26 protein-coding genes and 1 tRNA gene are annotated in these 24,235 nt (G+C 30.8%); 3 read left to right on the forward strand and 24 right to left on the reverse strand.

The window, feature by feature from the left end; all coding sequences use genetic code 11:
- Positions 1-12: 12 nt before the first annotated feature.
- The 21 genes from GKG01_RS01930 to GKG01_RS02030 all read right to left on the reverse strand — a co-directional run bounded on the left by GKG01_RS01930 (position 13) and on the right by GKG01_RS02030 (position 20,517).
- Positions 13-783, reverse strand: a complete 771-nt coding sequence (locus GKG01_RS01930; protein ID WP_154271199.1) for an XdhC/CoxI family protein — start codon at positions 781-783, stop codon at positions 13-15.
- Positions 773-1,585, reverse strand: a complete 813-nt coding sequence (gene yqeB / locus GKG01_RS01935) for a selenium-dependent molybdenum cofactor biosynthesis protein YqeB (RefSeq protein WP_154271200.1) — start codon at positions 1,583-1,585, stop codon at positions 773-775. Before yqeB ends, GKG01_RS01930 begins: the two co-directional genes overlap by 11 nt.
- Positions 1,563-2,156 carry an NTP transferase domain-containing protein gene (locus GKG01_RS01940; RefSeq protein WP_242428093.1) on the reverse strand — a complete coding sequence of 198 codons (594 nt, stop codon included), beginning with the start codon at positions 2,154-2,156 and terminating at the stop codon, positions 1,563-1,565. Before GKG01_RS01940 ends, yqeB begins: the two co-directional genes overlap by 23 nt.
- An 80-nt stretch (positions 2,157-2,236) precedes the next feature.
- Positions 2,237-3,040, reverse strand: a complete 804-nt coding sequence (locus tag GKG01_RS01945; RefSeq protein WP_094206992.1) for a bifunctional 5,10-methylenetetrahydrofolate dehydrogenase/5,10-methenyltetrahydrofolate cyclohydrolase — start codon at positions 3,038-3,040, stop codon at positions 2,237-2,239.
- On the reverse strand, positions 3,037-3,501 hold the full coding sequence (locus GKG01_RS01950; protein WP_154254921.1) for a metallophosphoesterase: 465 nt from the start codon (positions 3,499-3,501) through the stop codon (positions 3,037-3,039). The genes GKG01_RS01945 and GKG01_RS01950 overlap by 4 nt, the downstream gene beginning before the upstream one ends.
- A complete protein-coding gene (gene rdgB / locus GKG01_RS01955) occupies positions 3,482-4,084 on the reverse strand; it encodes an RdgB/HAM1 family non-canonical purine NTP pyrophosphatase (RefSeq protein ID WP_154271201.1) in 603 nt (200 codons plus the stop codon). Before rdgB ends, GKG01_RS01950 begins: the two co-directional genes overlap by 20 nt.
- Positions 4,084-5,505 carry an Asp-tRNA(Asn)/Glu-tRNA(Gln) amidotransferase subunit GatB gene (gene gatB, locus GKG01_RS01960; protein ID WP_154271202.1) on the reverse strand — a complete coding sequence of 474 codons (1,422 nt, stop codon included), beginning with the start codon at positions 5,503-5,505 and terminating at the stop codon, positions 4,084-4,086. Before gatB ends, rdgB begins: the two co-directional genes overlap by 1 nt.
- A gap of 1 nt (position 5,506) precedes the next feature.
- Complete coding sequence (gatA, locus tag GKG01_RS01965) at positions 5,507-6,898, reverse strand: Asp-tRNA(Asn)/Glu-tRNA(Gln) amidotransferase subunit GatA (protein ID WP_154271203.1); 1,392 nt, start codon at positions 6,896-6,898, stop codon at positions 5,507-5,509.
- On the reverse strand, positions 6,898-7,179 hold the full coding sequence (gene gatC / locus GKG01_RS01970) for an Asp-tRNA(Asn)/Glu-tRNA(Gln) amidotransferase subunit GatC (protein WP_002836168.1): 282 nt from the start codon (positions 7,177-7,179) through the stop codon (positions 6,898-6,900). The genes gatA and gatC overlap by 1 nt, the downstream gene beginning before the upstream one ends.
- 50 nt (positions 7,180-7,229) lie before the next feature.
- Complete coding sequence (gene ligA / locus GKG01_RS01975; RefSeq protein ID WP_154271204.1) at positions 7,230-9,218, reverse strand: NAD-dependent DNA ligase LigA; 1,989 nt, start codon at positions 9,216-9,218, stop codon at positions 7,230-7,232.
- Entirely contained in the window at positions 9,218-11,392 is a 2,175-nt protein-coding gene (locus tag GKG01_RS01980) for a UvrD-helicase domain-containing protein (RefSeq protein ID WP_154271205.1), read from the reverse strand. Before GKG01_RS01980 ends, ligA begins: the two co-directional genes overlap by 1 nt.
- Before the next feature lie 129 nt (positions 11,393-11,521).
- A complete protein-coding gene (locus GKG01_RS01985; RefSeq protein WP_094224548.1) occupies positions 11,522-12,355 on the reverse strand; it encodes an undecaprenyl-diphosphate phosphatase in 834 nt (277 codons plus the stop codon).
- 101 nt (positions 12,356-12,456) lie between these two features.
- A complete protein-coding gene (locus GKG01_RS01990; protein ID WP_154271206.1) occupies positions 12,457-13,482 on the reverse strand; it encodes a spermidine/putrescine ABC transporter substrate-binding protein in 1,026 nt (341 codons plus the stop codon).
- 1 nt (position 13,483) lies between these two features.
- Positions 13,484-14,257 carry an ABC transporter permease gene (locus GKG01_RS01995; RefSeq protein WP_154271207.1) on the reverse strand — a complete coding sequence of 258 codons (774 nt, stop codon included), beginning with the start codon at positions 14,255-14,257 and terminating at the stop codon, positions 13,484-13,486.
- Between the two features lies 1 nt (position 14,258).
- Positions 14,259-15,068: an ABC transporter permease gene (locus tag GKG01_RS02000; RefSeq protein WP_094205495.1), complete on the reverse strand. Its 810-nt coding sequence runs from the start codon at positions 15,066-15,068 to the stop codon at positions 14,259-14,261.
- The gene (gene potA, locus GKG01_RS02005; RefSeq protein WP_154271208.1) at positions 15,058-16,104 is read right to left on the reverse strand and encodes a spermidine/putrescine ABC transporter ATP-binding protein; all 1,047 of its coding nucleotides are present in this window, start codon (positions 16,102-16,104) and stop codon (positions 15,058-15,060) included. The genes GKG01_RS02000 and potA overlap by 11 nt, the downstream gene beginning before the upstream one ends.
- Positions 16,105-16,116: 12 nt before the next feature.
- Entirely contained in the window at positions 16,117-16,656 is a 540-nt protein-coding gene (locus GKG01_RS02010; RefSeq protein ID WP_094206981.1) for an XRE family transcriptional regulator, read from the reverse strand.
- A gap of 142 nt (positions 16,657-16,798) precedes the next feature.
- Positions 16,799-17,638 (reverse strand): TPM domain-containing protein, encoded by an 840-nt coding sequence (locus tag GKG01_RS02015; protein ID WP_154271210.1) that lies wholly within the window; start codon positions 17,636-17,638, stop codon positions 16,799-16,801.
- Positions 17,639-17,650: 12 nt separating this feature from the next.
- Entirely contained in the window at positions 17,651-18,205 is a 555-nt protein-coding gene (locus GKG01_RS02020; RefSeq protein WP_094205491.1) for a LemA family protein, read from the reverse strand.
- An 8-nt stretch (positions 18,206-18,213) separates the two neighbouring features.
- Positions 18,214-19,389, reverse strand: a complete 1,176-nt coding sequence (gene thiI / locus GKG01_RS02025; RefSeq protein ID WP_094223344.1) for a tRNA uracil 4-sulfurtransferase ThiI — start codon at positions 19,387-19,389, stop codon at positions 18,214-18,216.
- Positions 19,390-20,517: a cysteine desulfurase family protein gene (locus GKG01_RS02030; protein WP_154271212.1), complete on the reverse strand. Its 1,128-nt coding sequence runs from the start codon at positions 20,515-20,517 to the stop codon at positions 19,390-19,392.
- A 92-nt stretch (positions 20,518-20,609) separates the two neighbouring features.
- Here GKG01_RS02030 and GKG01_RS02035 point away from each other — a divergent pair, with 92 nt between their 5' ends.
- The 3 genes from GKG01_RS02035 to GKG01_RS02045 all read left to right on the forward strand — a co-directional run bounded on the left by GKG01_RS02035 (position 20,610) and on the right by GKG01_RS02045 (position 22,547).
- On the forward strand, positions 20,610-21,455 hold the full coding sequence (locus GKG01_RS02035) for a ribonuclease H-like domain-containing protein (protein WP_154271214.1): 846 nt from the start codon (positions 20,610-20,612) through the stop codon (positions 21,453-21,455).
- Complete coding sequence (locus GKG01_RS02040) at positions 21,448-22,053, forward strand: hypothetical protein (protein ID WP_154271218.1); 606 nt, start codon at positions 21,448-21,450, stop codon at positions 22,051-22,053. Before GKG01_RS02035 ends, GKG01_RS02040 begins: the two co-directional genes overlap by 8 nt.
- A gap of 89 nt (positions 22,054-22,142) precedes the next feature.
- A complete protein-coding gene (locus tag GKG01_RS02045) occupies positions 22,143-22,547 on the forward strand; it encodes a prepilin-type N-terminal cleavage/methylation domain-containing protein (RefSeq protein ID WP_154271220.1) in 405 nt (134 codons plus the stop codon).
- 95 nt (positions 22,548-22,642) lie between these two features.
- Here GKG01_RS02045 and GKG01_RS02050 read toward each other — a convergent pair.
- The 3 genes from GKG01_RS02050 to GKG01_RS02060 form a co-directional block, all read right to left on the reverse strand.
- Positions 22,643-22,718 (reverse strand) — tRNA-Arg (locus GKG01_RS02050).
- 645 nt (positions 22,719-23,363) lie between these two features.
- Positions 23,364-23,975 (reverse strand): hypothetical protein, encoded by a 612-nt coding sequence (locus GKG01_RS02055; RefSeq protein WP_154271222.1) that lies wholly within the window; start codon positions 23,973-23,975, stop codon positions 23,364-23,366.
- Between the two features lie 57 nt (positions 23,976-24,032).
- Entirely contained in the window at positions 24,033-24,227 is a 195-nt protein-coding gene (locus GKG01_RS02060; protein ID WP_094205114.1) for a hypothetical protein, read from the reverse strand.
- Between the last annotated feature and the right edge of the window lie 8 nt (positions 24,228-24,235).

Genomic DNA, 24,235 nt, shown 5'->3' on the forward strand with positions numbered 1-24,235 from the left:
GCTTTGTTTAATTTATTTGCCGTTTTTGAATTTCAGAATTTGAGACATTATTGAAATAGCTATTTCTTCAACAGAGCCATCATCAATATCAAGTCCTACTGGAACATTAATACTATCGACTAAGCTCTTATCCACATTTCTTTCTATCAAATTTCGTTTTAACGTGTCTGCCTTTTTTCTTGAGCCTAACATTCCGAAGTATTTATGGGGTTTGTTCAAAATATTAAAGGCAACTTCTTCGTCGTGCTTATGGTCTCTAGTTGCAGATATAATAAAAGTATCAGGTGTAAATCTCAAATCATCAATCGAATCTTCGATTTCTTTATTGATATATTTTTTAATATTAGAAAAATCTTCGTTATAAATGAAATCGTCCCTATCATCAACAACTATAACTTCAAAATTTGTTAAAGTTGCAATTCTGGCTAGTTTTTGAGAACAGTGACCAGCTCCAAAAATAATCAAAGTTGGTTTAGGAAAAAACACTTTACCAAATCCACTAGCTCTACCTCCACAACTCATACTAACTTTTTCTCCCTCATTAAGAACATAATCAAATTCGAAGTCGCTATCTTTTTTTAAGTTTTCAATAGAATCTTTGATTACTTGGTGTTCGATAGCACCACCTCCTACAGTTCCAAAAGTTTTTCCGTCCTCACGAACAGCCATAATGTTTCCTTGTTTACCAGGAACTGAACCTCTATTTTTAAACAATGTTACCATCATACATTTATATCCATCTTCCAAAGACTTATACATTTCTAACAAAACATCATTTTGCATCCTTTTCTCTCCTGTTTTCTAACATCATAATCGCTTCCAAAACTGCCCCACCAATTGCTCTAGCTTTATCGCTAATTGTAAAACAATTTTCTACTTCTTCATATCTCGGATCAATATCAATTATTTTAAGTCCTTTTTTGACCTCAAAATTATCTCTAATCATTCCGCGTATAACGCCATCTAAAGTCGCTCTTATATAATTATCTCCGACTTTTGCTATAATCTCTTCCTTATTAACAATATCTGAAATACTTTTAATATGTGTAAATTGACCATCAAAATCAGAATATATTACTCTTTCATTGGAAAATCCATCAATAATTCCTGGAATACTTGTGTTTTTCTTTGCGAATCCTTGTTCGATAATTCTTGCTAAATCATGACCGCGCATAGTTTCAATCACAATATCGCAATCAACACCTGCTTCGAAACCAGGGCCTAATCCTATCGTAATGTCAGCCATTTCTTTTTTTAATCCTGTGTTTTTCTTCGCTAATATAGCATCCACCACTACATCAAATTTCATCTTATTTAATATTGTGAGTTTTGGATCTATTATTATCACGGGATTGTATCGTTCTAAGTATTGCCCAATTTCATCTAAATTTTCGCACAAAACAGCTTCTATATCTTCTACAACTGTTTTTTTCTCGTAAACCGCCTCAGAAAGTGACACTTTTCTTCTTATACTACTTGGATTTGAAACTTCAGTAACAACACATTTGAACCCAGCGCGAACAAGTTTTTGAATTGTACCTGTGGCTATATCACCTGCGCCTCTAACTAAACAAATTTTCTGCATTTAAAATCCTTTCATAATCTTCACTCGTGTCTATGTCCATTAGTTCTCTTTCATAATTTACATCTACATATTTTACATCATTCAAATTCTTGTTCTTAACTATTGAACCTTTTTCATCGTTTTTCAGTGATAATAATTGATTGAAAAATTTATTTGAGAAAATTACGGGATTTCCAACTTTATCATTAAACTTCAATTGACAAATCTTGTCTTTTTCAAATGAATTAATTAATTTTTCTATTGTAGTTTCTGTTAAAAATGGCTGGTCAGAAACTAAAAAACAAATACCATCCATTTCTTTGAAATATTTTACTCCTAATTTGATTGATTCGCTTTGCCCAATTTGATTATTAGGATTATTAATCGTTTTGATTCCGATTTTTTTGCAATATTTTATTATCGTAGAATTATTCGTAATTACAACTCTATCACAAAAGTTTGATTTTGCTACCAAATCAATAATATATTCAAAAATAAATTGATCATTATATTTCAGCATTAATTTGTCAGATTTCATTCTCTTGGACAAACCACTTGCCATTATTACTGCACCTATTTTCAAAATTATCACCTAATCTATTATACACTTTTAGTTTATTGCAATCAAAAACCTCTTTATCAATTAAGATAAAGAGGTTTTTGGGATAAAAATTATTGTCTATTCAAAGCGCCTTCAACCATTTGCAATAATAATACTCTTGTTGTGATTTTTCCAACGCTATTTGCCAATACTTTTACGTTAACTTCTGGATTAACATCGCCTGATAATTTTCCGTTTTCATCCAAGCTAACTCCAACATCTACTACATAAGAATCTTCAGTAAAGTAAGAATCATCAAACATTTTAGCTTTTCCAACTGCAGTTACAACCAAATCAGCGTTTTTAGTAAATGATTTTATGTCTTCTGTTCTAGAATGACACATTGTAACAGTCTTGTTTTCTTTTATAAGCATATTGAAAAGTGGTTTACCTAAAACTAATGATCTGTTTACGATTACTACGTTTTTAACGTCAAAGTTGTAGTATTTAACTATTTCAACAACAGCTCTAGCTGTAGCTGGATAATATGCATCTTCTTCTGCTGCCAAAACTTTTCCTAAGTTAACCATTCCCATCGCATCGATATCTTTTTCTGGAGCGATTATATATTGAATTTCTTTTTCCAATTTTTTATCTTTTAATGGTCTAAACATCAATATACCGTCGTGTGTTTCATTTAGTTCTTTGATAGTTTGGATTAATTTTTCATTTTCTCCTTCTTCTAAAACTATTTGATCACAAGTTATGTTCAACTTAGCACAGTTGTTTTTTACAGCTTTTTCGTAAGAAATATCTCCTGCATTTTCACCAACTCTTACAGTTGCAACCTTAACTTCTCTGCCTAATTTTTCTACACCATCGATAATTCTTTTACCTAAATCTTCTCTAAGTTCTTTAATGTCTAAAACGTTCATAAAAGTATCCTTTCTATTTGTTCTTTTTTTGTATCGTATATTACAAATCCAGCTTGTCCATCTCTTGGATAAGTTACAGATCCTGGATTGATAACCCAAACGCCATCAATTGTTTCATTAAAATACCTATGCGTATGTCCATACAAACACATTTTGCAATTTAAAGATTTGCACTTTTTGACTAATCTTGTCACTCCTGAAGATACATTGTATTTATGGCCGTGTGTTATGAAAATATTTTTATCAGAAATTCTAATAACCTTGTCATATTCACCACCAGCAACATAAAAATCGTTATTTCCTTTTACATAAATGACTTCTACTTTTAATAAATCTTCAAGTAAAATTGCATCATCGCACACATCTCCTAAGTGAACGATGATGTCAATTTCTTTATCAAATAAATAGTCATAAACTTTTGCGATTTTGTTATGTGTATCACTAATTATTGCTACTTTCATTTAAACCTTTCAAGATGATTTTGGCGTTTTCCAAAGCTCTTTTTCTGTGACTAATCTTGTTTTTCTCACAATCTTCCATTTGTGAAAAACTTTTATCGTAGCCATCTGGCATGAATATACTATCATATCCGAAACCATGTTCTCCACATTCTTCAAGTAAAATCTTGCCATCTACTCTGCCTTTTGCTTGATGAATTTCATTATTTGAATCTATGATTGTAATCACAGTTTCAAAATAAGCGCTTCTATCTTCTTTATCTTTTAATTCAGATAAAAGTTTTTGACGATTTTTAGTGTCGTCGCATTCATCTCCAGCAAATCTCGCAGAGTATACGCCAGGTCTTCCTCCTAAGGAATTTACAAAAAGTCCAGTGTCATCACTCATTACAATATCATCTGTATATTTTTTTAGAAATTTAGCTTTGATAAGTGAATTGCCTTCCAAAGTTTCTGCATCTTCTACTGCATCTTCATTTATACCCAATTCGGATTTGGAATACACATCATAGTTTAAATCAGAAAGTATTTCTTTTATTTCAGAAACTTTTCCTTTATTTCCTGTAGATAAATATATTTTCTTCATTAGATTTTCTCTTTTATTAATTCATTGAATTTTTGAGGATTTCCTTTGCCTTTTGATTTTTTCATACATTGTCCAACTAAGAAACCAATCGCACGATCTTTACCATTTCTAATACTTTCGATTGATTCTGGATTTTCTGCTACGACTTCATCCACTATTTGTTGTAATAAATTATCGTCATCAACTTGTAATAATCCTTTTTCTTTTACATAAACTTCTGGGTCAAAGTTTTCGTTGAACATTTCTCTCAAAACTTTTTTTGCAGTTTGATTGTTTATCTTCTTGGCTGAAGAAAGTTTAATCAATTTTGCTAAGTTTTCAGCAGACATATTCATTTCTTCAATGTCAATTTCATTTTCGTTTACTTGACGAAGAACATCACCTAATAGCCAATTTGAAGATTGAACAGGATCATTTGAAATTTCTACAACTTTTTCGTAGTAGTCAGCCAAGTAACCATTTCTAGTTAAAATATCAGCGTCGTATTCATCTATCTTGTATTCGTTCATGAATCTTTCTTTACGCATTTGTGGAAGTTCTGGCAAATTATTTTTGATTTCTTCGATATATGATTGTTCCACATAAGTTTTAGGAATATCTCCTTCGACTGAGAATCTGTAATCATTTCCTTCTTCTTTGTGTCTCATAACTATTGTAGTTTGAGTGTCTTCATCCCATCTTCTAGTTTCTTTTTCTCCAATTTTGTTTTCCTTAGATAATTGTATGTGTCTTTCTTGTTCGTAAACCAAAGCTTTTGATACTGATTTGAATGAGTTTAAATTCTTAATTTCAGAAATTTTAGTTTTAAAATCAGAATCTTCATCGTAAACATTGATGTTAACATCGCATCTCAATGATCCTTCACTCATCTTAACATCTGATATTTTCAAATATTTAATTCTTTCTCTTAAAGTTTCTAAAAATTCTCTGGCTTCATCAGGAGTACTCATATCTGGCTCACTAACTATTTCAATTAGTGGAACTCCTGCTCTGTTATAATCCATTAAAGTGTTTCCACTTTCGTTGTGGATTGATTTACCTGTATCTTCTTCTATGTGAATTCTTCTAATTCTAACTTTTTTACCTTTAGTTGACGATTTTAATTCAATATATCCATTTGTGCAAAGTGGTTGGTCTTCTTGCGTGATTTGATATCCTTTAACTAAATCAGGGTAGAAGTATTTTTTTCTGTCCATCTTAAATTCATTTGCAATGTCACAATCAAAAGCCAATCCTGCCATGATAGCGTATCTTAAAGCTTCTTTGTTCATGTGAGGAAGTGCTCCAGGATGACCTAAACAAATCGGACATACATTTGTGTTTGGAACTTGTCCGAATTCATTCTTACAACCACAAAACATTTTAGTTTTTGTTGATAATTCAACGTGAATTTCCAATCCTATAAGTGTTTTTAAGTTCATGCTATCTCCTTTCAAACGCTAAAGCTGCATTCAATAAATTTTCTTCGTCGTGACTATTTGCAATTAGTTGCAAACTAGTTGATATTCCTGATTTGTAAGGAATTGAAATAGCACATAATCCACTCAAGTTTACAATTACATTGAAAATACCTGAATCGTATACAGCCAAAGGATCGTCTTTTCTACTGTCTAATTCGTAAGGTAAGCTTGTCATTGTAGGTGTAGCAATTAAATCAAAATCCTTGAAAATATTTTTAAATTCTTGTGAAAGTAGATTTCTAACTTTCAAACCTTGTTTGTAAACTTTTTGGTCATTGGAACTTGCTAGATAAAAAGTTCCCATAGCAATTCTTCTCTTAACTTCTTCGCCAAATCCTTCACTTCTAACCTTAACGAACAAATCTCTTGTATTTTCATAATCATCTGTCAAATATCCATATCTAATTCCATCAAATCTTGACATATTAGATGACACTTCACTAGTTACGATTACGTTGTATAATGCATTTGCATATTTTAAATATTCAAAGTCGATTTCTACTAAATCGGCACCTAATTTTTTTAGTATCTCCAATATTTCTTGGTATTCTTTGATAACTATTTCATCATTGCTATATTTTTTTAAATCAACAACGGCAATTTTTTTGCCCTTAAAATCATAGTCTTTCTTTTGAACATTTACTTCAGATTGAATTGTAGTCATATCATTGTCATCGTGACCTGCAATTACATTGTAAGTATCCATTATATCTTCAACAGAATTTGATAATATACCAACTTCATCCAAAGTATTTGCCATTGATTGAACTCCAAATCTAGAAATCGAACCATAAGTTGGCATAAATCCAACGACATTACAACAAGATGCTGGTTGTCTGCTAGATCCGCCTGTGTCAGTTCCCAAACTTACAACAGCCATTTCAGCTTTGATACTAGCAGCTGATCCTGATGAAGAACCTCCTGGGATTAATTTTGTGTCTACAGGATTTTTTGTAGGTCCAAAATAACTCGTTTCAGAAGAAGATCCCATGGCAAACTCATCCATATTAACTTTTCCAACTATAACGCAGTCTTCTTCTTTTAATTTTTTGATTACAGTGGCATCATAAATTGAAACATAATCCTCTAACATTTTTGATCCACAAGTCATCTTCAAATCTTTTACATTGATATTGTCCTTGACGCTTACTGCAACACCGAACATTTTTCCCAACTTTTCGTTGTTTTTCGCTTTTTCAATTAGTTTTTCAACCTGTTGGTCAACGAATGATTTGTCGTAAGTTATGAACACATTCAAATCTTTTTTTGATTCTATTAATTTGTCCAAATCTTTGTAGAAGTCCTTTAAACTCTCAGGATTTTCTACAAATTTGTTTCTAAGATTTTCTATCATTATTCCACCACTTTCTTCAATTTAAAATAACCATACTCACGAGATTTTGCATTTTTTAACGCAACTTCTCTTGGAATTGATTCTTTTGGTGTATCTTCTCTAAGTATACTGTGATATTGTGGCAAGAATTCCATATATTCCACTCCTTCAGTATCACATTCCATAATCATACTTGCAAAATCCAATACAGTATTATATTTTTCATATAAATCATCCACGTTTTCAGTTAACTCTAGGTTAGCCAAATCATAGATTTTTACTACTTCATCTCGATTAATCATACTAACTCCTTTTTAATTCATGATTAAATTTTATCATAAATAAATTAAATTTATAAGTTGTCTAAGAATGAATTCAATTCATCTTCTGTCATTAATTTTACACCCAAATCCTTCGCTTTTGTAAGTTTGGATCCAGCTTTTTCTCCATACACCACATAATCAGTATTTTTGGATACAGAAGATGAAACTTTTGCCCCCAAATTTGATAACTTATCTGTAAGTTCTTTTCTAGAATAATTCACCAAACTTCCTGTCAATACAAAAGTCAAATTGTCCAATTTCTTTTCAATATTTTCAGGGTTTTTAATTTTAATTCCTTTTGACAAAAGTGAATCGATAGAATGAGAAATAGTTTCGTCATGGAAGAACTCTACGATTTCTTCTGCAATTACATTTCCAATATCTTCGATTTGAATTAATTCTTCAAACTTCGCTTCTCTCAAATTATCAAAGCTTTTATATTTTTGTGCCAATTCAAAGCTTGTCTTCTCACCAATTTCAGGAATTCCCAATGCAAAGATGAAATTAGCCAAATCAACATTTTTACTTTTTTCAATTGCATTGATAAGATTTTGGCTCTTCTTTTCTTTAAATCCTTCTAATTGCAACAACTGCTCTTTTTTTACATCGTAAATTTCTTCAATTGATGTGATGTTTAATTTTTCAAGCAAAACTTCCAAAGTTTTTTCGCTTAATCCGTCGATATTCATTGCATTTCTACTTGCAAAATGAACCATTCTCTTAACTAATTGTGGAGTACAACTCATTGAATTTGGACAGAAAATATGGACTCCATCTCTAAATAATTCACTGTGACAATATGGACAGTAATGCGGGATTTCAATTTCTTTGGTATCTTCTTGCTCAGGATTTACGACTCCCATTATTTCTGGAATTACATCGTTTGATCTTCTAATGAAAACTTCTGAATTCAATCTTACTTGTTTTCTTTCAATATCGTCAATATTATTAAGTGTAGCTCTTTTTACAGTTACATTCCCAATTTCTACAGGTTCCAACAAAGCCGTCGGAGTTACTTTTCCAGTTCTTCCAACATTCCATTCCACTTCTTTGACAATTGTTGTAAATCTTTCAGGTTCAAATTTGTAAGCTATTGCCCATCTTGGAAATTTATTAGTGTAGCCTAATTTTTCTCTAGTTTTAAAATCATTTACTTTAATTACCACACCGTCAGTCAAAACGTCTATTTCATTTCTTAATTCAAAAATCTCATCAATAAATCCTGAAATTTCTTCGAATGACGTAGCGTGTTTTTCGTATGGATACAATTTGAAATAATTATCTCTCAAAAACTTCATCATTTGTTCTTGAGTTTCAAGCCCGTTTTCTTCCAAATAATTTACATTGTAGAAATAAGCATCCAAATTTCTTTCTCTTGTTACCACTGGATCTAAGTTTCTAAGAGCTCCTGCTGCTGCATTTCTAGCATTTTTTAGCTTTGGTTCATGAGTTTGGTTGTATTTTTCTAATGATGAAAGTGGCATTACTCCTTCACCTTGAATTTCCATCAATCGTGTGTCTTTTATTTTCAATGGAATTGAATTGATAGTTCTCACTTGGCTTGTAATAACTTCTCCGATAGTGCCGTTACCTCTTGTAGTTGCCATTACCAAATATCCGCCATCATAAGTCAAATTTATTGTCAAACCATCAAACTTAAATTCTACATAAAATTCAACAGTTGGCAATTTGTTTACATGAATTTTATTGTAATTTTCTACAAACTCAATGGTTTTATTGACCCAATTTCTAACTTCTTCTTTACTTTGTGCTTTTCCTAAACTGTACAAAGTATTCAAGTGCACATGCTTTTCAAATCCCGATAAAACTTCTCCACCAATTCTATTTGTAGGAGAATTTGGTAGAATAATTCCCGTTTCTTTTTCAAGATTTACAAGCTCATCATACAAAACATCGTACTCTGAGTCCTCAATCAAAGGATCATCCAAAGTATAATAATGAAAAGCGTATTTATTTAGTATGTCTACTAAATATTTTATTCTGTCTTCCTTTTCCATTATTCAACCCTTGTTAGTGGTGCTAGTGATGAATTTAGCTTCTTCAATCCTTTTTTATCGAAATTAATCGTCAACTCATCTCCATTGTCTTTTTCTACAATTCCAACGATTACACCAGTTCCGAACTTCTTGTGTGAAACCTTATCTCCAGCTCTGTACTTTTCATTGTTTTTAGTAACAGCATTTTGTTTTTTAGTGATTGAAGCTGATGCTTCTGTCCTGTAATCGTCAACTACTTTTGTGTTGAACGATTCTCTAAAACTAACCTCTTTATTAGGAGATTCGTCTTTATATTTATTTTCCATTTCCTCTATAAACCTCGATTCAGCTTTTGTTTGAAATTCATTAAATCTTCTTCTCGATTGTACACTTGTAATGTATAATTTTTTCCTTGCCCTTGTGATTGCCACGTAGCACAATCTTCTCTCTTCTTCTACATCTTCATCTACTCTTGATGGAATAGTACCTTCTTCTAGTCCAGTGAAAAATACAACATCAAACTCCAATCCTTTTGCCGCGTGGATTGTCATCATTGATACACCTTTAGTATTGTCATCAGTTTTATCCAAATCAGTCATAAGTGATGAAGTTTCCAAGTATTCTCTCAAGTTTTTATCAGGATTATCTTGAACAAATTGATATAAAGACGAAATGTATTCGTCAATATTTTCCAACCTTGTCTTATCATCTCTATTAGTTGATTTTTCTAGATTCGCTCTGTATCCTGTTTTATCCAAAATATATTCCATAAGTTCTGCAACATTCAAATCGTCTTTTGGAAAGCTTTTGATTAAATAATAAAACTCTTGAAGTTTTTTTGCTGTTGCATTTGAAAAATCAGGAAGATCTGTGTCTCTGATGTATTCCATCATGCTAATTCCTCTACTTTGCGAATATTGCAACAACTTATCCATAGTTGTTTTGCCAATTCCTCTTTTCGGCTCATTGATAATTCTATTTAATGCCATATTATCATTCAAATTTTCAACAATTCTAAGATAACTAACGCAGTCTTTGATTTCTTTTCTATCGTAGAATTTCAATCCACCTACAACTCTATTAGGAATTCCTAATCTATTCAATCTTTCTTCGAAAAGTCTGGATTGTGCATTAGTTCTGTACAAAATCGCCATTTCTTCGTATGGATTTTGTCGATATCTTTCTTGCTCAATCCATTGAACCACTTGGTCTGCCTCATCTAAATCAGAATACATTCTCCTATATATAGGCATATCCCCTTCATTTTTTGCAGTCCACAAATTTTTATCTTTTCTAAGTGAATTGTTTTTAATCACAGTGTTTGCCAAATCTAAAATAGGTTGTGTTGAACGATAATTTTGTTCTAATAAAATAACTTTTGCATTCTTAAAATCTTTTTCAAAGTTTTGAATGTTTTGTATGTTTGCTCCTCTCCAACCGTAAATTGATTGGTCAGAATCTCCTACACAGCAAATATTATCGTTTTTAGAAACCAAATTTTTGATAAGCTTGTACTGAGTATCGTTTGTATCTTGGTATTCATCTACAAACACGTACTTAAATCTTTCAGAATATTTTTCTCTCAAGTCGGGATTTTCTTCGAACAACAAATTAGTCTTAACAATCAAATCATCAAAATCCAATGAATTGTATCTTTTTAATTTGTGTTCGTATTTTTGGAATAATTCCATAGTAAAAGTGCTTAAACTTATATCAAAATCTTCTTTGTCGATATTTTTTTCTGTAGCACCTGCGTTTTTTAATCTAGAAATTGTATTGATTTCGTTTTTGATTTCGACATTTTTAGGATCTACTCCCATATCCTTTAAACATTCTTTTACAAGAGATATTTGATCTGCTCTGTCATAAACTGTAAAGTTTCTTTCGAAGCCAATTCTTTCTATTTCTACTCTCAGTATTCTAGAACAAATGGCATGAAAAGTTCCTATCCACATGCTGTCTACGTCTTCTTGTAAGATGTTTTCAACTCTTTCTTTCATTTCTTTGGCAGCTTTGTTTGTGAAGGTAATTGCCAAAATTTCGTATTTTGAACACAATCCTTTCTCCAAACAATATGCAATTTTGGTAGTCAAAACTTTTGTTTTACCACTTCCTGCTCCTGCCAATATCAACATAGGACCATCTGTATTTTCGACTGCTTCTCTTTGTCTGTCATTTAAATTATCTAAATTCATCATAACTCCTTATGTATCAATAAAAAAATAAGTCGCTACAACTTATTTTTTCAAATATATATTCGTCTATGTTTTCTAATGTTCATTTAGGAATAATTGCAACCATTCCTCCTCATTATTATATCACAACTACCTGATTAGTCCGAAATAAATTAGAACCAATACACCAAGAGCAATTCTGTAATAACCAAACACTTTGAAATCATTGTTTTTGATGTAATTCATTAGGAATTTAATTGTAATTACAGATACAATAAAACTTACTGCAGTTCCCAATAATAACACGAATGCTTCCATTGCTGTAAAACTAAATCCAAATTTCACAAGTTTTAGTAAACTTGCTCCAAACATTGTTGGAATTGCCAAGAAAAATGTAAATTCAGCTGCAATTGTTCTGGATAATCCTATAGCAATACCACCTAGAATTGTAGCTCCGGAACGTGAAGTTCCTGGGAACACCGCTGCAATTACTTGAAATAATCCTACAATAAAAGCTTGTTTGTAAGTAATTTTATCGATACTATCGACTAATTTTTTGTGTGATTCTTTGTTTTTATTTTCAATTATAATAAAAAGAATACCGAAAATTATTAGTGCTAATGAAATCACAAAATAATTATAAAAGTGTTCTTCAATAAAATCATCAAATTTTATACCAATAATAGCCGCTGGAATGCACGCAACAATTATTTTTGCCCACATTATCATTTTGCTTTTACTAATTGAAATCAAATGAGTTTGACCTTTCTTAAATGGCCACACTTTGTTCCAGTAAATTACTACTACGGCCAAAATTGCCCCCAATTGAATTACAACGGTAAACATTGATTTGAAAGCATCTGACATGTTCAATTTGATAAATTCGTCCAATAATAAAATATGACCAGTTGAACTAACTGGCAACCACTCTGTTACTCCTTCAATAATTCCTAAAAGAATAACTTTTAATATTTCTATAAACATATTTCCTCCAATTCTTAACTAATCATATTATATGAAAAATCCGTTTATTATTCAATCTCAAATGAAAAAAGTGCAAAAGTAAATCTCTTGCACTTTCTAGGTTAATTTGCTTTTATATCAGCCCATATATCATCGTATTTTTCTACAAAATCTGATGGGTCTTTAAATATTTCCATATTTTTATGCTTTGATAAATCAGGATAAGCTGTATCATCTTCCTGGATTTCCTTGTCCAAAAGTTTTTTGGCTTCTGTAGATGGAAGAGAATAACCAATATAATCGGCATTAACTTTTGCATTCTCAGGATCTGTCAAAAAATTTATAAATTTTTCGGCATTTTCTTTGTGTTTTGCATTTTTCAAAATAGCTAATGTATCAAACCATAAATTTGAGCCTTCCTTTGGAATTACATATTCCAAGTTTTCATTCTCACCTTTAGCGACGATTGCATCACCTGAATACATTACTGCAATGTCCGCTTCTTCATTTACCATTTGATTTTTCGTTTCGTCTACAAGATAAGCAAGTACAATATCTTTTTGTTTTATCAATGATTCTTTTGCCTTCTCTAACTCAGCTTCATTTCTAGAATTCATTGAATACCCTAACCTTTTTAAAGCTACTCCTAAGGTATCTCTAGTGGAGTTCATCATTATGATATTATCTTTGTATTTTTCATCCCACAAAATATTCCAGCTATCCACATTTTCTTTTACTTTATTTTTATTGTAAAGAATTCCCACAGTTCCCCACATATAAGGAACTGTGTATTCGTTTTTGGGATCATAATCCAAATTTCTAAATTTCTCATCGATGTATTTGAAGTTTGGAATTTTGCTGTAATCAATTTTTTCAAGCATTCCTTGCTTTATCATTTTCTCAGCCATATAATCTGAAGGAACTACAACGTCGTAATTATTCCCTCCTTCTTTTACTTTCATATACATATCTTCATTTTGCTCAAAAGTATCATATATTACTTTAATTCCCGTTTCTTTTTCAAACTTTTCTATCAAAGCTGGTTCGATGTATTCTCCCCAATTGTACACATACAAAACATTTGAATCATCTTTAGAGCAAGAAGTTAAAACCAATATAGTTAATAAAAATAATAAAATTTTTTTCATCTTACAATTCCTCCAATAGATTTGTTCTCTTGTGAAGAATCAATAATAGAATAACCATTACTAAAAACATAATCGTACTCAACGCATTAATTGCTGGATTTACACCTTTCTTTGCCATAGAGTACACAGTAACGGATAAGTTTGACACGCCATGACCTGTTGTAAAGAAGCTTATTACAAAATCATCAATACTAAGTGTAAATGCCAACAAGCTTCCTGAAAATACTCCTGTTTTTATTTCTGGCAGCACAACTTTTCTCAAAGTATAAGAAGGAGTTGCTCCCATATCCATTGCGGCCTCTGGCAAGAATTTATTCATTTGCGATAATTTTGGCAACACCGCAAGTATTACATAAGGAGTTGTAAATGTGATGTGTGACAATAACATCGTGAAAAATCCGAATGGAAAATTCATCAAGTTAAATATTACCATCAAACTTACTGCTGTCACTATATCTGGGTTTAAAACAGGTAGATAATTCATATTTAAAAGCAAAGTTTTCTTGTAACCTCTCAAATAATAAATTCCTATCGCTGCTATTGTCCCTAAAATTGTTGCAATTATTGTGGCTAATATCGCAATTATTATTGTGGTTTTAAATGAAGACAAGATTTCTTCATTATGCAATAATTCCTTGTACCATTTGAATGTAAATCCTACCCAGCTTCCTTTCAAACGAGAATCGTTAAATGAAAATACCATTAATACAGCAATTGGTCCGTAAAGAAATAGAAATACTAATGCCAAATAAAATTTCTTAAAAAATTCCTTCATTTTATTCTCCTTTCTCATTTGTAAAAGCTAATGAAATTAAAATCATAACTATCAAAACAACAGAAATCGCACTACCATAATGCCAGTTTCCTGCTATTCTAAATTGATGCTCAATTATATTACCAATCAAATTGTATTTGTTACCACCAAGCAATGCAGATATTTCGAATGTAGATATCGCAGGAATAAACACCATAGTAATTCCTGTAATAACTCCAGGCAAACTCATCGGAAACACTACTCTCAAAAAAGTTTGCAACTTTGATGCTCCTAAATCGTAACTTGCTTCTACTAGTGAATAATCTGATTTGTCTAGTATTGAGAAAATAGGAAGTATCATAAAAGGTAAGAAATTGTAAACCATCCCCATTAAAATAGCTCCTTCAGTGTAAAGCATTTTTATTGGAGAAAAACCAAAATGTATCAACACGCTGTTGATTATTCCATTTTTGCCAGTTAAAATAATCCACGCATAAGTTCTCAACAAAAAATTCATCCACATTGGAATAACTATCATAAGCATCAACACAGCCTTGTACTTTTTGTCTACTTTACTGATAAAATAAGCTGTTGGATATCCTATCAACAAACAAATCACTGTACTAATAAAAGCCAATCTTATTGAATTCAAAAGCACTTTTACATATTTTGATGTAAAAAATCTATGAAAGTATTCCAGCGAAAATTGTGGATTGGAAAAATCTCTCAATGATCCAGTTGTAACTGAATAATACACTATAAGAAACAAGGGAAATACAATGAAAAATAATATCCAAATAGCATAAGGAATGGATAATTTCTTAAGCTTCATTGTCGCACCTCTTCATAATATGAATATTATCTGGATCAATGTTAATGCCTACAATACTTCCTTGAGGTTTGTTGATAGTTGATTGTGCCTTGTATTTGAAATCTCCAGTATCCACAAACATTTCGTAGTGAATTCCTTTGAACCTGTCGCTAATAACTGTCCCTTTAATTTGTCCTTTATCTGGAGCAACTATCTCCACATCTTCAGGTCTAATAACTACTTGTACATTTTCGTTTTTCTTAAATCCTTTATCCACACACTTCCATTTATGATTGGAGAATTCTACCATGCAATCTTCTAAAAATACCCCGTCAATTATGTTACTTTCGCCAATAAATTTAGCTACAAACTCATTCTTAGGTTCATTGTAGATATCTTCTGGTGTTCCTATTTGTTGAATTACACCATTATCCATAACAACAATAGTGTCGCTCATAGTTAAAGCTTCTTCTTGATCGTGTGTTACATAAACAAAAGTAATTCCAATTCTTTCTTGAATATTTTTGAGTTCGTTTTGCATTCCTTTTCTCAACTTCAAATCCAATGCACCCAATGGTTCATCTAACAACAAAACACTTGGCTCATTAACCAAAGCTCTTGCTATAGCAATTCTTTGTTGTTGACCACCACTCAAATTATTTATCTTTCTTTTTTCAAAGCCAGACAAATTAACAAGTTTCAAAACTTCTGTTACTTTGTCTCTGATTAATTTTTCGTTCATTTTTTTGATTCGCAAACCAAAAGCGATGTTTTCGAAAACATTAATATTAGGAAATAGAGCGTATTTTTGAAAAACCGTGTTCACATTTCTCTTATAAGGTGCAATATGACTGATGTCTTTTCCTTCAAAAATAATCTTTCCAGTATCTGGAGTTTCAAATCCAGCAATTAATCGTAAAGTCGTAGTCTTTCCACAACCTGACGGTCCCAATAATGTCAAAAATTCTTTATTTCTAATGTAAAGATTTAAATCTTTTAAAATATGTTCGTCTTCAAAAGATTTATTAATACCGATTAATTCAATGATATTATCCATTAAACATTCCCCCTAAAAATTTGGTGGTGACATAATCCATATCACCTTGCAGATTTTTGTGCCATTATTTTCTAACATTCTAGTTTTATTGCACTTCGTATAAAAACAATCACCCTTATTTAGCTTAAATTTTTCGTTGTCTAGATAAATGTTACAGCTACCTTCAATCACATATCCAAACTCTTCGCCCTCAAATGGAGTATATTCTTTTGTTTCTCCATTATGATCAAGTGTAATTATCACAGGCTCCATAGTGTTAACCTGAGATTTTGGAACAAGCCATGTAATAGTAGAATTCATGCTCAAATCTTCACTTGACTGATAATCGTCTTTTGTGAAAATCTCTTTTACTGTAGGCTTATCCATAAAAAAAGTTGCCATATCAGTTCCCAAAGCATTTAATAAGTCATTAAGTGAATCTACAGAAGGACTTGTCAAATCTCTCTCTAATTGTGATATGAAACCTTTTGTCAAATCAGACCTTTCTGCCAATTCTTCTTGGGTCAATCCAAGTTTTAACCTCAATGATCTTATTTTTTCTCCTATTTCCATTACTATCTCCTTACTTAAAATATTAAACCAAAAGTATTATAACATAAAAGCATATAAAACTAAACAAAAAGTTAAAAATATTTTACTAAGTTTTCGCAAAAAAATACTCTCAAAATTAATTGAGAGTATTTCATAAATTTGATTAAAAGCTCCTTCCAGCTCCTCCGCCTCCGGATGAGCCTCCTCCTCCAGAGAATCCACCGAATCCTCCAGAAGATCCACCGCCAAAACCTCCGCCGAATCCGCCGAAGTCATCATCATCGAATCCTCCTCCAAATCCAGGGAAGAATATTGTACCACCACGTCTTCTGCCTCTGTGTCTATTATTTCTACGATTATTTCTTGAGATAAAGTACAAAACAAGCAGAATTATTACCATTCTTAGTACAGAATTAAAAACTTGTGGATCTGTTTTTCTGTTTAAATTTTCTTGGTATTTGTCAAAATCTCCAGTTAATTCAACATCATACTCAGCTGCAACTTCACTGACAACTGCATTGAATCCTTCTTGTAAGGCATTAGAATAATTTCCGTCTTTTAAATCATCTAGCATATATTCATCAATTATTCTACCGACTTTACCATCATTAAGTCTTCCTTCTATTCCATAACCTGTAATGATATTGATGTGACGATTACGACCCTTAGATTCATTTAAATCTTGTGACAACAAAATCAGAACCCCGTTTTTCTTAGTAGCATCCCCGATTTTCCATTTGTTGAACAAATCAACGCCATAATCAACCGGATCTCTTCCTTTTAAATCTTTTATGGTTACAACAAGTACTTGTGAGCCTGTTTTTTGCTCAAGTTCTACATTCGTCTTAACTATTTTATCTTTAACTTCCTGGCTAATCACACCCATCTCATCAAGATAAAAAGTATCCGGTGATTTCGGCAAATCTTGGGCAAAAGCATTTACATTAAAAATTAATAAAAAAGCTAAAACAAATGAGAATATCAATCTATATTGCTTTCTCATTATTTATTTGTCCTATTCAAAGTTAACTTGTGGTGCTTTTTGTGCTGAAGCATCTGCTTCAAAGTATTTTTCAGAGCTGAATCCCATTAATCTAGCAAATATTACTGTTGGAAATCTCTTAACTTTTTGATTATATGATTTTACAACTGTGTTGTAATTCTTTCTTTCTGTAGCGATTCTGTTTTCTGAACCTGCTAATTCATCCATAAGTTGTGTAAAGTGGGTATCTGATTTTAATTCAGGATATCTTTCTACAACAACATTCATACCGTTTAATGCACTTGTCAATTCATCATTTGCTTTTGCTAATTCTTCTGGATCTTTGGCATTCTTTACCCCAGCTCTAGCTTCAGAAACTTTGATGAATACATCTTCTTCGTGCTTTGCAAATCCTTTTGCTGTGTTAACCAAGTTTGGAATCAAATCCGCCCTTCTTTGAACAACGTTTTGGACTTGTGCATAAGCTTCATTCACATCTTCCTTTGATTGAACCAATCCATTGTATTGTGGCACTAATAATAATGCTAACACAACAATAATACCTATAATAACTCCTGCTTTTTTCATACTTCCTCCTATTGTCTAATCTTAATTAATTCCATATTATCTATACATTCTTGAACCAAGCCTTCAATATCAAGGTTTTCTTCTTCTCTTTTGACATCGTAAATTCTTGGTTTTGTGACCGGTCTTTTTGGTGTAAACACCGTGCAACAATCTTCAAAAGGCAAAATCGATGTTTCATACGTTCCTATTTCCCTTGCAATTTCTATGATTTCTGTTTTATCACTTGCAATTAAAGGTCTTAAAATAGGTAGGCTTGTAACTTCATTGATTACTGAGACCCCTTGAATAGTTTGACTTGCAACTTGACCTAAGCTTTCTCCTGTAATCAAAGCGTCAATTTTGTTTTCATTTGCTATTCTTTCTGCAATCCTCATCATAAATCTTCTAGAAATGATAGTCATCATTCTTTCCTTGCAGTTTTTGGTGATAGCTTTGTACACTGGAAGCAGGTTCACAGAATAAAAGTTAATATTACCAGTATAATACGAAACTTCCTCTGCTAATTGCTTAACCTTTTCAAAACCTCTTTGACTTGTGAATGGGTAGCTGTGGAAGTGCAAACAATCCACACGAACACCTCTTTTCGCCATAAGAAAAGCAGCTACGGGACTATCTATACCCCCAGATAATAACAACAAACCTCTTCCAGAACTACCAATTGGAAGACCACCCCAACCTTTTATTCTATCCGTGTAAACATAACAATTATCCTTAATATCTACATAAACAAAAAAGTCAGGATTTTTGATATCAACCTTAACATAATTTCCATATTTTTTTAATATAGTACCACCTAAAAGTGGATTTAATTCTGGAGATTTTGGTTCAAAGTTTTTGTCAACTCTATGAACATCAACTTTGAAGGTTTGAAGTTTATCTTCGATAATTTTACCTTCTATTATCTTTAATACCCCATCTTGCATACTTTCAACCGTTTTTTCACATTTTATGCAAGGACTAATGTACACAATCCCGAAAACTTTTTTAATTCTAACTATAATTTCATCAAAATCATTGACATCAGCCTTGATGTACAACTTACCTTGTTCTTGATAGTATTCTTCAATTTTATAATCAGAAATCGCATCCAAAATCTTACTTATTGCACGCTTCTCAAAAGTGTGTCTGTTTTTTCCTTTTAAGGTTAGTTCTCCAAAACTAACCGAAATATACCAATCTAACATTTATCTCCTCATAATATCTCTAATATCTTCTAATCTAAGCTTTAGTTTCTCTACAAACACATCCAAAACATCCTCAGACGTATCATCTGTAAATGAAATTCTTATACATCCATCTGAAAACTCATCAGGTGTGTTGATGCTTTGTATAATTCTGGATTTTTTGGAACCATTGCATGCACTCCCAGTAGAAATGTATATTTCATCTTGTTCCAAATAGTGTAGCAATACTTCACTCTTAATGTAATTAAAGCACACATTCGTAATGTATGGACTATATCCTTCTAGCTTAGAATTAAAATACACACCGTCAATTTTTGATAATTCATTCATCAAATATGACTTCATCTTGTATAATCTGTCGTAAGTTTCATCAATTTTAGAAAAAACTTCTTCACTAGCGCATTTTAAAGCCACAATCCCCGCTACATTTTCGGTTCCAGGTGAAATTCCCGATTCTTGTGAACCTCCTATTATAATAGGCTTAACTCTTTCAGGATTTCTAATGAAAATCGCACCAATCCCTTTTGGAGCGTGGATTTTGTGACCACTAATTGTGTAAAAATCAATCTTCGCTTCATTAATATCTAATTTAATCTTGCCAAAACCTTGAATCCCATCTACATGAAACAAAGTATTCGGATTTTTTTCTTTAATTTTTTTGCCCAATTCTGTAATTGGAAGAATTTTTCCAGTTTCATTATTAACATGCATAACTGAAACTAAGCGTGTTTTTTCATTTATCAAATCAATGATATCATCAGCTTTAAAATCATCACTTACATTTACAAAATGAACAGTCCTATTTTCCTTCAATTTATTATAAGTCTTAAACACAGAAGAATGTTCGATATTTGTAGTTATGAATTCTTCTTTTTTATCATTTGTAACACTTCCATTGATTGAAATATTATTACCTTCAGTTCCACAAGATGTAAAAAAAACATTCTCTGGTCTAACATTTAATAAGTTTGCAATTGAATTTCTGGAATCAGTAACAAGCTTTTCCGCTCTCATTCCAAAATCGTATAAACTTGAAGGATTCCCAAAATCAACAGTCATTGCATTAACCATTTCTTTTACCGCATTTTCTGACACTTTCGTAGTAGCAGCATTGTCTAAATATATCATTATATCCCTTCATTTCTATTTAAAATCATACTAATATTATAACATGTAGAGAAAATTTACCAAAATAATAGTATAATGAAAATGGTGATAAAATGAATGAAAATCAGGCTATTATAAATATAGAAACAACAGGAATTGATCCTCACAAAAACCATATTTATCTTATAAATATCTTTACAAATGATAGATATTATAATTTCTACTCAAAAAATAATGAATCTGAAGAAAAAATCATAAAATCAGCTTATAAAATCTTACAAAGCAAACAAATCATTAGCTTTAGTGAATTTGACGTAAAATTTATCAATACCAAGATAATCAAATATACAGAATTTGATATCATTAATAATTGCGTTTACTTGCAAAAATTAATAAAAAATTACTACAAAAACTCATTCACTTCCCTTAAAGCAAAAGATTTGGCATCAAAATTATTCGATATCAATATAGATGATAAATCAAAATCAGTGAAACTATACAAAAAGATTTCAAAATCAAATCGTATTTCAGATGAATTAATAGAATTTTCTAAAACATCAATGAGTTTTAAGATAAAACTGTACAATTATATGAGAGAATTCTTCGAAGAAAATTGTGATACGTTTGATGTATACACAAATTTTGTTAGATATTTATTGTATGATATTAAGAAAATAAAAAATAACTTAGAAATTATTTTGATTACAGATAACAAAATGGAAATTGATGCCATGTATGAATCAACTCAAATCAAATCACAAGGAATATTTATTACTTTATGTTTGAGCTTGCATGAAGGATACATTGAAGATGATTTTGTGGAATGCACAATGACAAGTATGGACAACAATTATAATTTAATAAACAATTACTACCCTTTAGTCATAAATGAAGAGTTTATTTATGATAATATTAAAGAATTAGTAAAATACACACTTACGGAGATTTTTAATGAATAAAAAGACAAAACAAATATTGTTTGCAATATTAGGAAACATAATAATAGGGTTTAGTATCGGAATACTCAGACTATCAAAATTAGGCGTAGATCCTCTTAGTTTTATGAATAGTGGATTTTCAGACTTTTTGAATAAAGATTTTGGAACTGTAATTACTGTGACCAATTTCATATTAATCGTTATAGTTTTTATTGGCCACAGAAAATCTATCGGACTTGGAACAGTTATAAATATGGCGACTGTAGGATACAGTGCTGATTTTTCGTACATGCTACTAAAGTTTATGGATACTGACAAATTTTGGGTCAACTTTATTCTGTTGATAATTGGAATAAATGTTATGAGTATAGGAGTTGGAATTTATTTGGAAGCTGACCTAGGTGCCAGTGCTTATGACGCTATGCCCTATGTTGTGGACAATATAATTAAAAGAGATTTATCATATAAGTATACAAGGATCGTATTAGACATAATATGCATTGTAGTTGGTCTATTATTTGGAGAACAAATCGGAATAGGAACTATATTTTTAGGATTTTTATCAGGCCCACTAATTGTTTTTTATAGGAATTTGGCCAAAAAATTGATTTTTGAATAGATTTAAAAATATTTAATTATTTGTATTGAATAATCCTTGATTTTGATTATAATAAAAGTAAGTAGAAGAATAAATAACTGGAGGAAATCATGAAACTACAATCTTTAAAAAAGAAGAAAAAAGGATTTACATTACTTGAATTATTAGTAGTACTTGCAATACTTGCAATACTTATAGCAATTGCTATCCCAGTCTACAAAAACCAAAAAGAAAAAGCAGCCATAACTGCACACAACGCAAACGTAAGAGTCTTAGAAACAGCTGTGGAAAGCTATAGGCAAGATACAGGGAATTTTCCAGGAAAAATAGAAGACTTAAATGGCAATTACATTAAAACTGTACCAAAAGTTCCAGCAAGTGAAAACGTAAAGTTAAAAGGTAAATCTTATTCAATAGGATCTGATGGAAAAATTTCTCCTGCAGAAATTCATAATGATAATGAAACAGATAAAACACATAATGATAATGGAACAGATAAAGCAACTAACAAATAAAACCATACAATATAAAATCTGCATAGATAAGCAGGTTTTTATATTGAACATAATGACACGCAAAAAGATAGCTAGTTTTAGCTATCTTTTTTATATGGCAGAGATTGAAGGAATCGAACCTTCATCCTTCAGATTCGGAGTCTGACATTTTACCAATTAAACTAAATCTCTATGCCCTATTATTTATGACTATAATTTAAATTATAGTTTTTTTATAAAACAATACATAATTTACGTATTATAAATTTTACTTAAACTGAAAATATATAATCTCATAAAAAATTGTTACGTTAATTGTTACGTTCTATAATCGTAGATTAAATATATAAAACATAAAAACGGCTTGATTCAATGTCTAATAACACATAGAACCAAGCCGTTAAGTCGTGGCAGGGTACTAAAAGCATCAAACGAACATTTGTTTATTTATATTTCTGATAATGAATTTGTGATAAAAGCAGGTTAAATATTTATAGTTTTATTATATACCCATTTAAATCCATTTTACAAGCTTTTTAAACTTTAGCCATGTGATTATACTACTATTATCAAAAACTCTTTGTATGTTTCGTCTGATGAAGTTGTTTTTTAACAAAACCTAATTTTAAGCAATCATAACCACCAGCTTAGCTGGTGGTTTGCTCTGCTCTTAAGATGGAAAACGTGAATGGCTATTTTTCAATGGTTATAGCTTGTTGTGTTGCCCTTTTGTTACCTAAATTGTAGCTGTTGACTTTTTTATTCAATTCTATATAATTAAATTATCAAACTTAAAAAGTTTGAGTATGGTTTAATCATATAGGTATTAGAAAGGCACTATTTAATGAGTGCTTTTTCTTCTTCCAGTCTTTCTCTAATTTCTTTCATTTGTCTCCAGTCGTATGTTCCCTTTGCGTAAATTCTAGCATCAACTCTATTTTTAAAACCTTCATATATTTCTAAAATTTGTTCATAATTAAAGTTATATAAATATAAATCTTTTATATCGTGTGATAAATACATATCTAAAATATAAATTTCTTTTAAAGTATCGTGTTTTTCTTTTCCATCGTAGTCGTCTTCTAAATAAAGTAATACATTATTGATTTGAACTATAGTTTCATTATCGTATAGCTTTAAAATACATCTTCCAATTTTTTTCTTTAATTCTAAATCATTTTCTCTGTTTCTGTGGTAACACATTTCAAATAACATATCTGCAACGAAATCTTCGTCGAAATCTAATTCGCCTTCGCATTCTTCATTTAACATATTCCAAACTGGAAGTGATAATAAATAACAATGAAAACATTCGATAGCAGCTATTATTTTTTCTTCATCTGTATTAATATCTTTATCTATATAGTTATAACTTTCAATATTTTGTTTTCCGTTCAACCATCTTGTATTGTTTTTGATTTCTATACTTTCTAATTTTAAATCCTTCATCTTTCTACTCCTTTGATTTTTGCATTTCCTTTTCTTTACATCTTAATTATATACCTTTTAAGGTATATTGTCAACATCTTTTTTCGCATTTTTTATCATTTCTTCTAGTTCTTCTAAATCGCTAAGTTCTGCGAATTCTTTAATGTATCTCTTACAGTTTGATTTCAATACATATTTTTTTTGTAGATTTTTGTTTTTTTCTTTCCATTTTTCATTAGCTTTTCTTTGTGCTTCACTTGTTTTGTATTTCAAAATTTTCC

This window comes from Finegoldia sp. BIOML-A4 (assembly GCF_009679635.1).
In the GTDB taxonomy this organism is placed as follows: Bacteria; Bacillota; Clostridia; order Tissierellales; family Peptoniphilaceae; genus Finegoldia; species Finegoldia magna.

Bases quoted from the DNA above. Each gene is read 5' to 3' on its own strand.
- GKG01_RS01930 (WP_154271199.1), bottom strand. From the start codon at position 783: ATGCAAAATGATGTTTTGTTAGAAATGTATAAGTCTTTGGAAGATGGA.
- yqeB (WP_154271200.1), bottom strand. From the start codon at position 1,585: ATGCAGAAAATTTGTTTAGTTAGAGGCGCAGGTGATATAGCCACAGGT.
- GKG01_RS01945 (WP_094206992.1), bottom strand. From the start codon at position 3,040: ATGAACGTTTTAGACATTAAAGAACTTAGAGAAGATTTAGGTAAAAGA.
- GKG01_RS01950 (WP_154254921.1), bottom strand. From the start codon at position 3,501: ATGAAAGTAGCAATAATTAGTGATACACATAACAAAATCGCAAAAGTT.
- rdgB (WP_154271201.1), bottom strand. From the start codon at position 4,084: ATGAAGAAAATATATTTATCTACAGGAAATAAAGGAAAAGTTTCTGAA.
- gatB (WP_154271202.1), bottom strand. From the start codon at position 5,505: ATGAACTTAAAAACACTTATAGGATTGGAAATTCACGTTGAATTATCA.
- gatA (WP_154271203.1), bottom strand. From the start codon at position 6,898: ATGATAGAAAATCTTAGAAACAAATTTGTAGAAAATCCTGAGAGTTTA.
- gatC (WP_002836168.1), bottom strand. From the start codon at position 7,179: ATGATTAATCGAGATGAAGTAGTAAAAATCTATGATTTGGCTAACCTA.
- ligA (WP_154271204.1), bottom strand. From the start codon at position 9,218: ATGGAAAAGGAAGACAGAATAAAATATTTAGTAGACATACTAAATAAA.
- GKG01_RS01980 (WP_154271205.1), bottom strand. From the start codon at position 11,392: ATGAATTTAGATAATTTAAATGACAGACAAAGAGAAGCAGTCGAAAAT.
- GKG01_RS01985 (WP_094224548.1), bottom strand. From the start codon at position 12,355: ATGTTTATAGAAATATTAAAAGTTATTCTTTTAGGAATTATTGAAGGA.
- GKG01_RS01990 (WP_154271206.1), bottom strand. From the start codon at position 13,482: ATGAAAAAAATTTTATTATTTTTATTAACTATATTGGTTTTAACTTCT.
- GKG01_RS01995 (WP_154271207.1), bottom strand. From the start codon at position 14,257: ATGAAGGAATTTTTTAAGAAATTTTATTTGGCATTAGTATTTCTATTT.
- GKG01_RS02000 (WP_094205495.1), bottom strand. From the start codon at position 15,068: ATGAAGCTTAAGAAATTATCCATTCCTTATGCTATTTGGATATTATTT.
- potA (WP_154271208.1), bottom strand. From the start codon at position 16,104: ATGGATAATATCATTGAATTAATCGGTATTAATAAATCTTTTGAAGAC.
- GKG01_RS02010 (WP_094206981.1), bottom strand. From the start codon at position 16,656: ATGGAAATAGGAGAAAAAATAAGATCATTGAGGTTAAAACTTGGATTG.
- GKG01_RS02015 (WP_154271210.1), bottom strand. From the start codon at position 17,638: ATGAGAAAGCAATATAGATTGATATTCTCATTTGTTTTAGCTTTTTTA.
- GKG01_RS02020 (WP_094205491.1), bottom strand. From the start codon at position 18,205: ATGAAAAAAGCAGGAGTTATTATAGGTATTATTGTTGTGTTAGCATTA.
- thiI (WP_094223344.1), bottom strand. From the start codon at position 19,389: ATGTTAGATTGGTATATTTCGGTTAGTTTTGGAGAACTAACCTTAAAA.
- GKG01_RS02030 (WP_154271212.1), bottom strand. From the start codon at position 20,517: ATGATATATTTAGACAATGCTGCTACTACGAAAGTGTCAGAAAATGCG.
- GKG01_RS02035 (WP_154271214.1), top strand. From the start codon at position 20,610: ATGAATGAAAATCAGGCTATTATAAATATAGAAACAACAGGAATTGAT.
- GKG01_RS02040 (WP_154271218.1), top strand. From the start codon at position 21,448: ATGAATAAAAAGACAAAACAAATATTGTTTGCAATATTAGGAAACATA.
- GKG01_RS02045 (WP_154271220.1), top strand. From the start codon at position 22,143: ATGAAACTACAATCTTTAAAAAAGAAGAAAAAAGGATTTACATTACTT.
- GKG01_RS02055 (WP_154271222.1), bottom strand. From the start codon at position 23,975: ATGAAGGATTTAAAATTAGAAAGTATAGAAATCAAAAACAATACAAGA.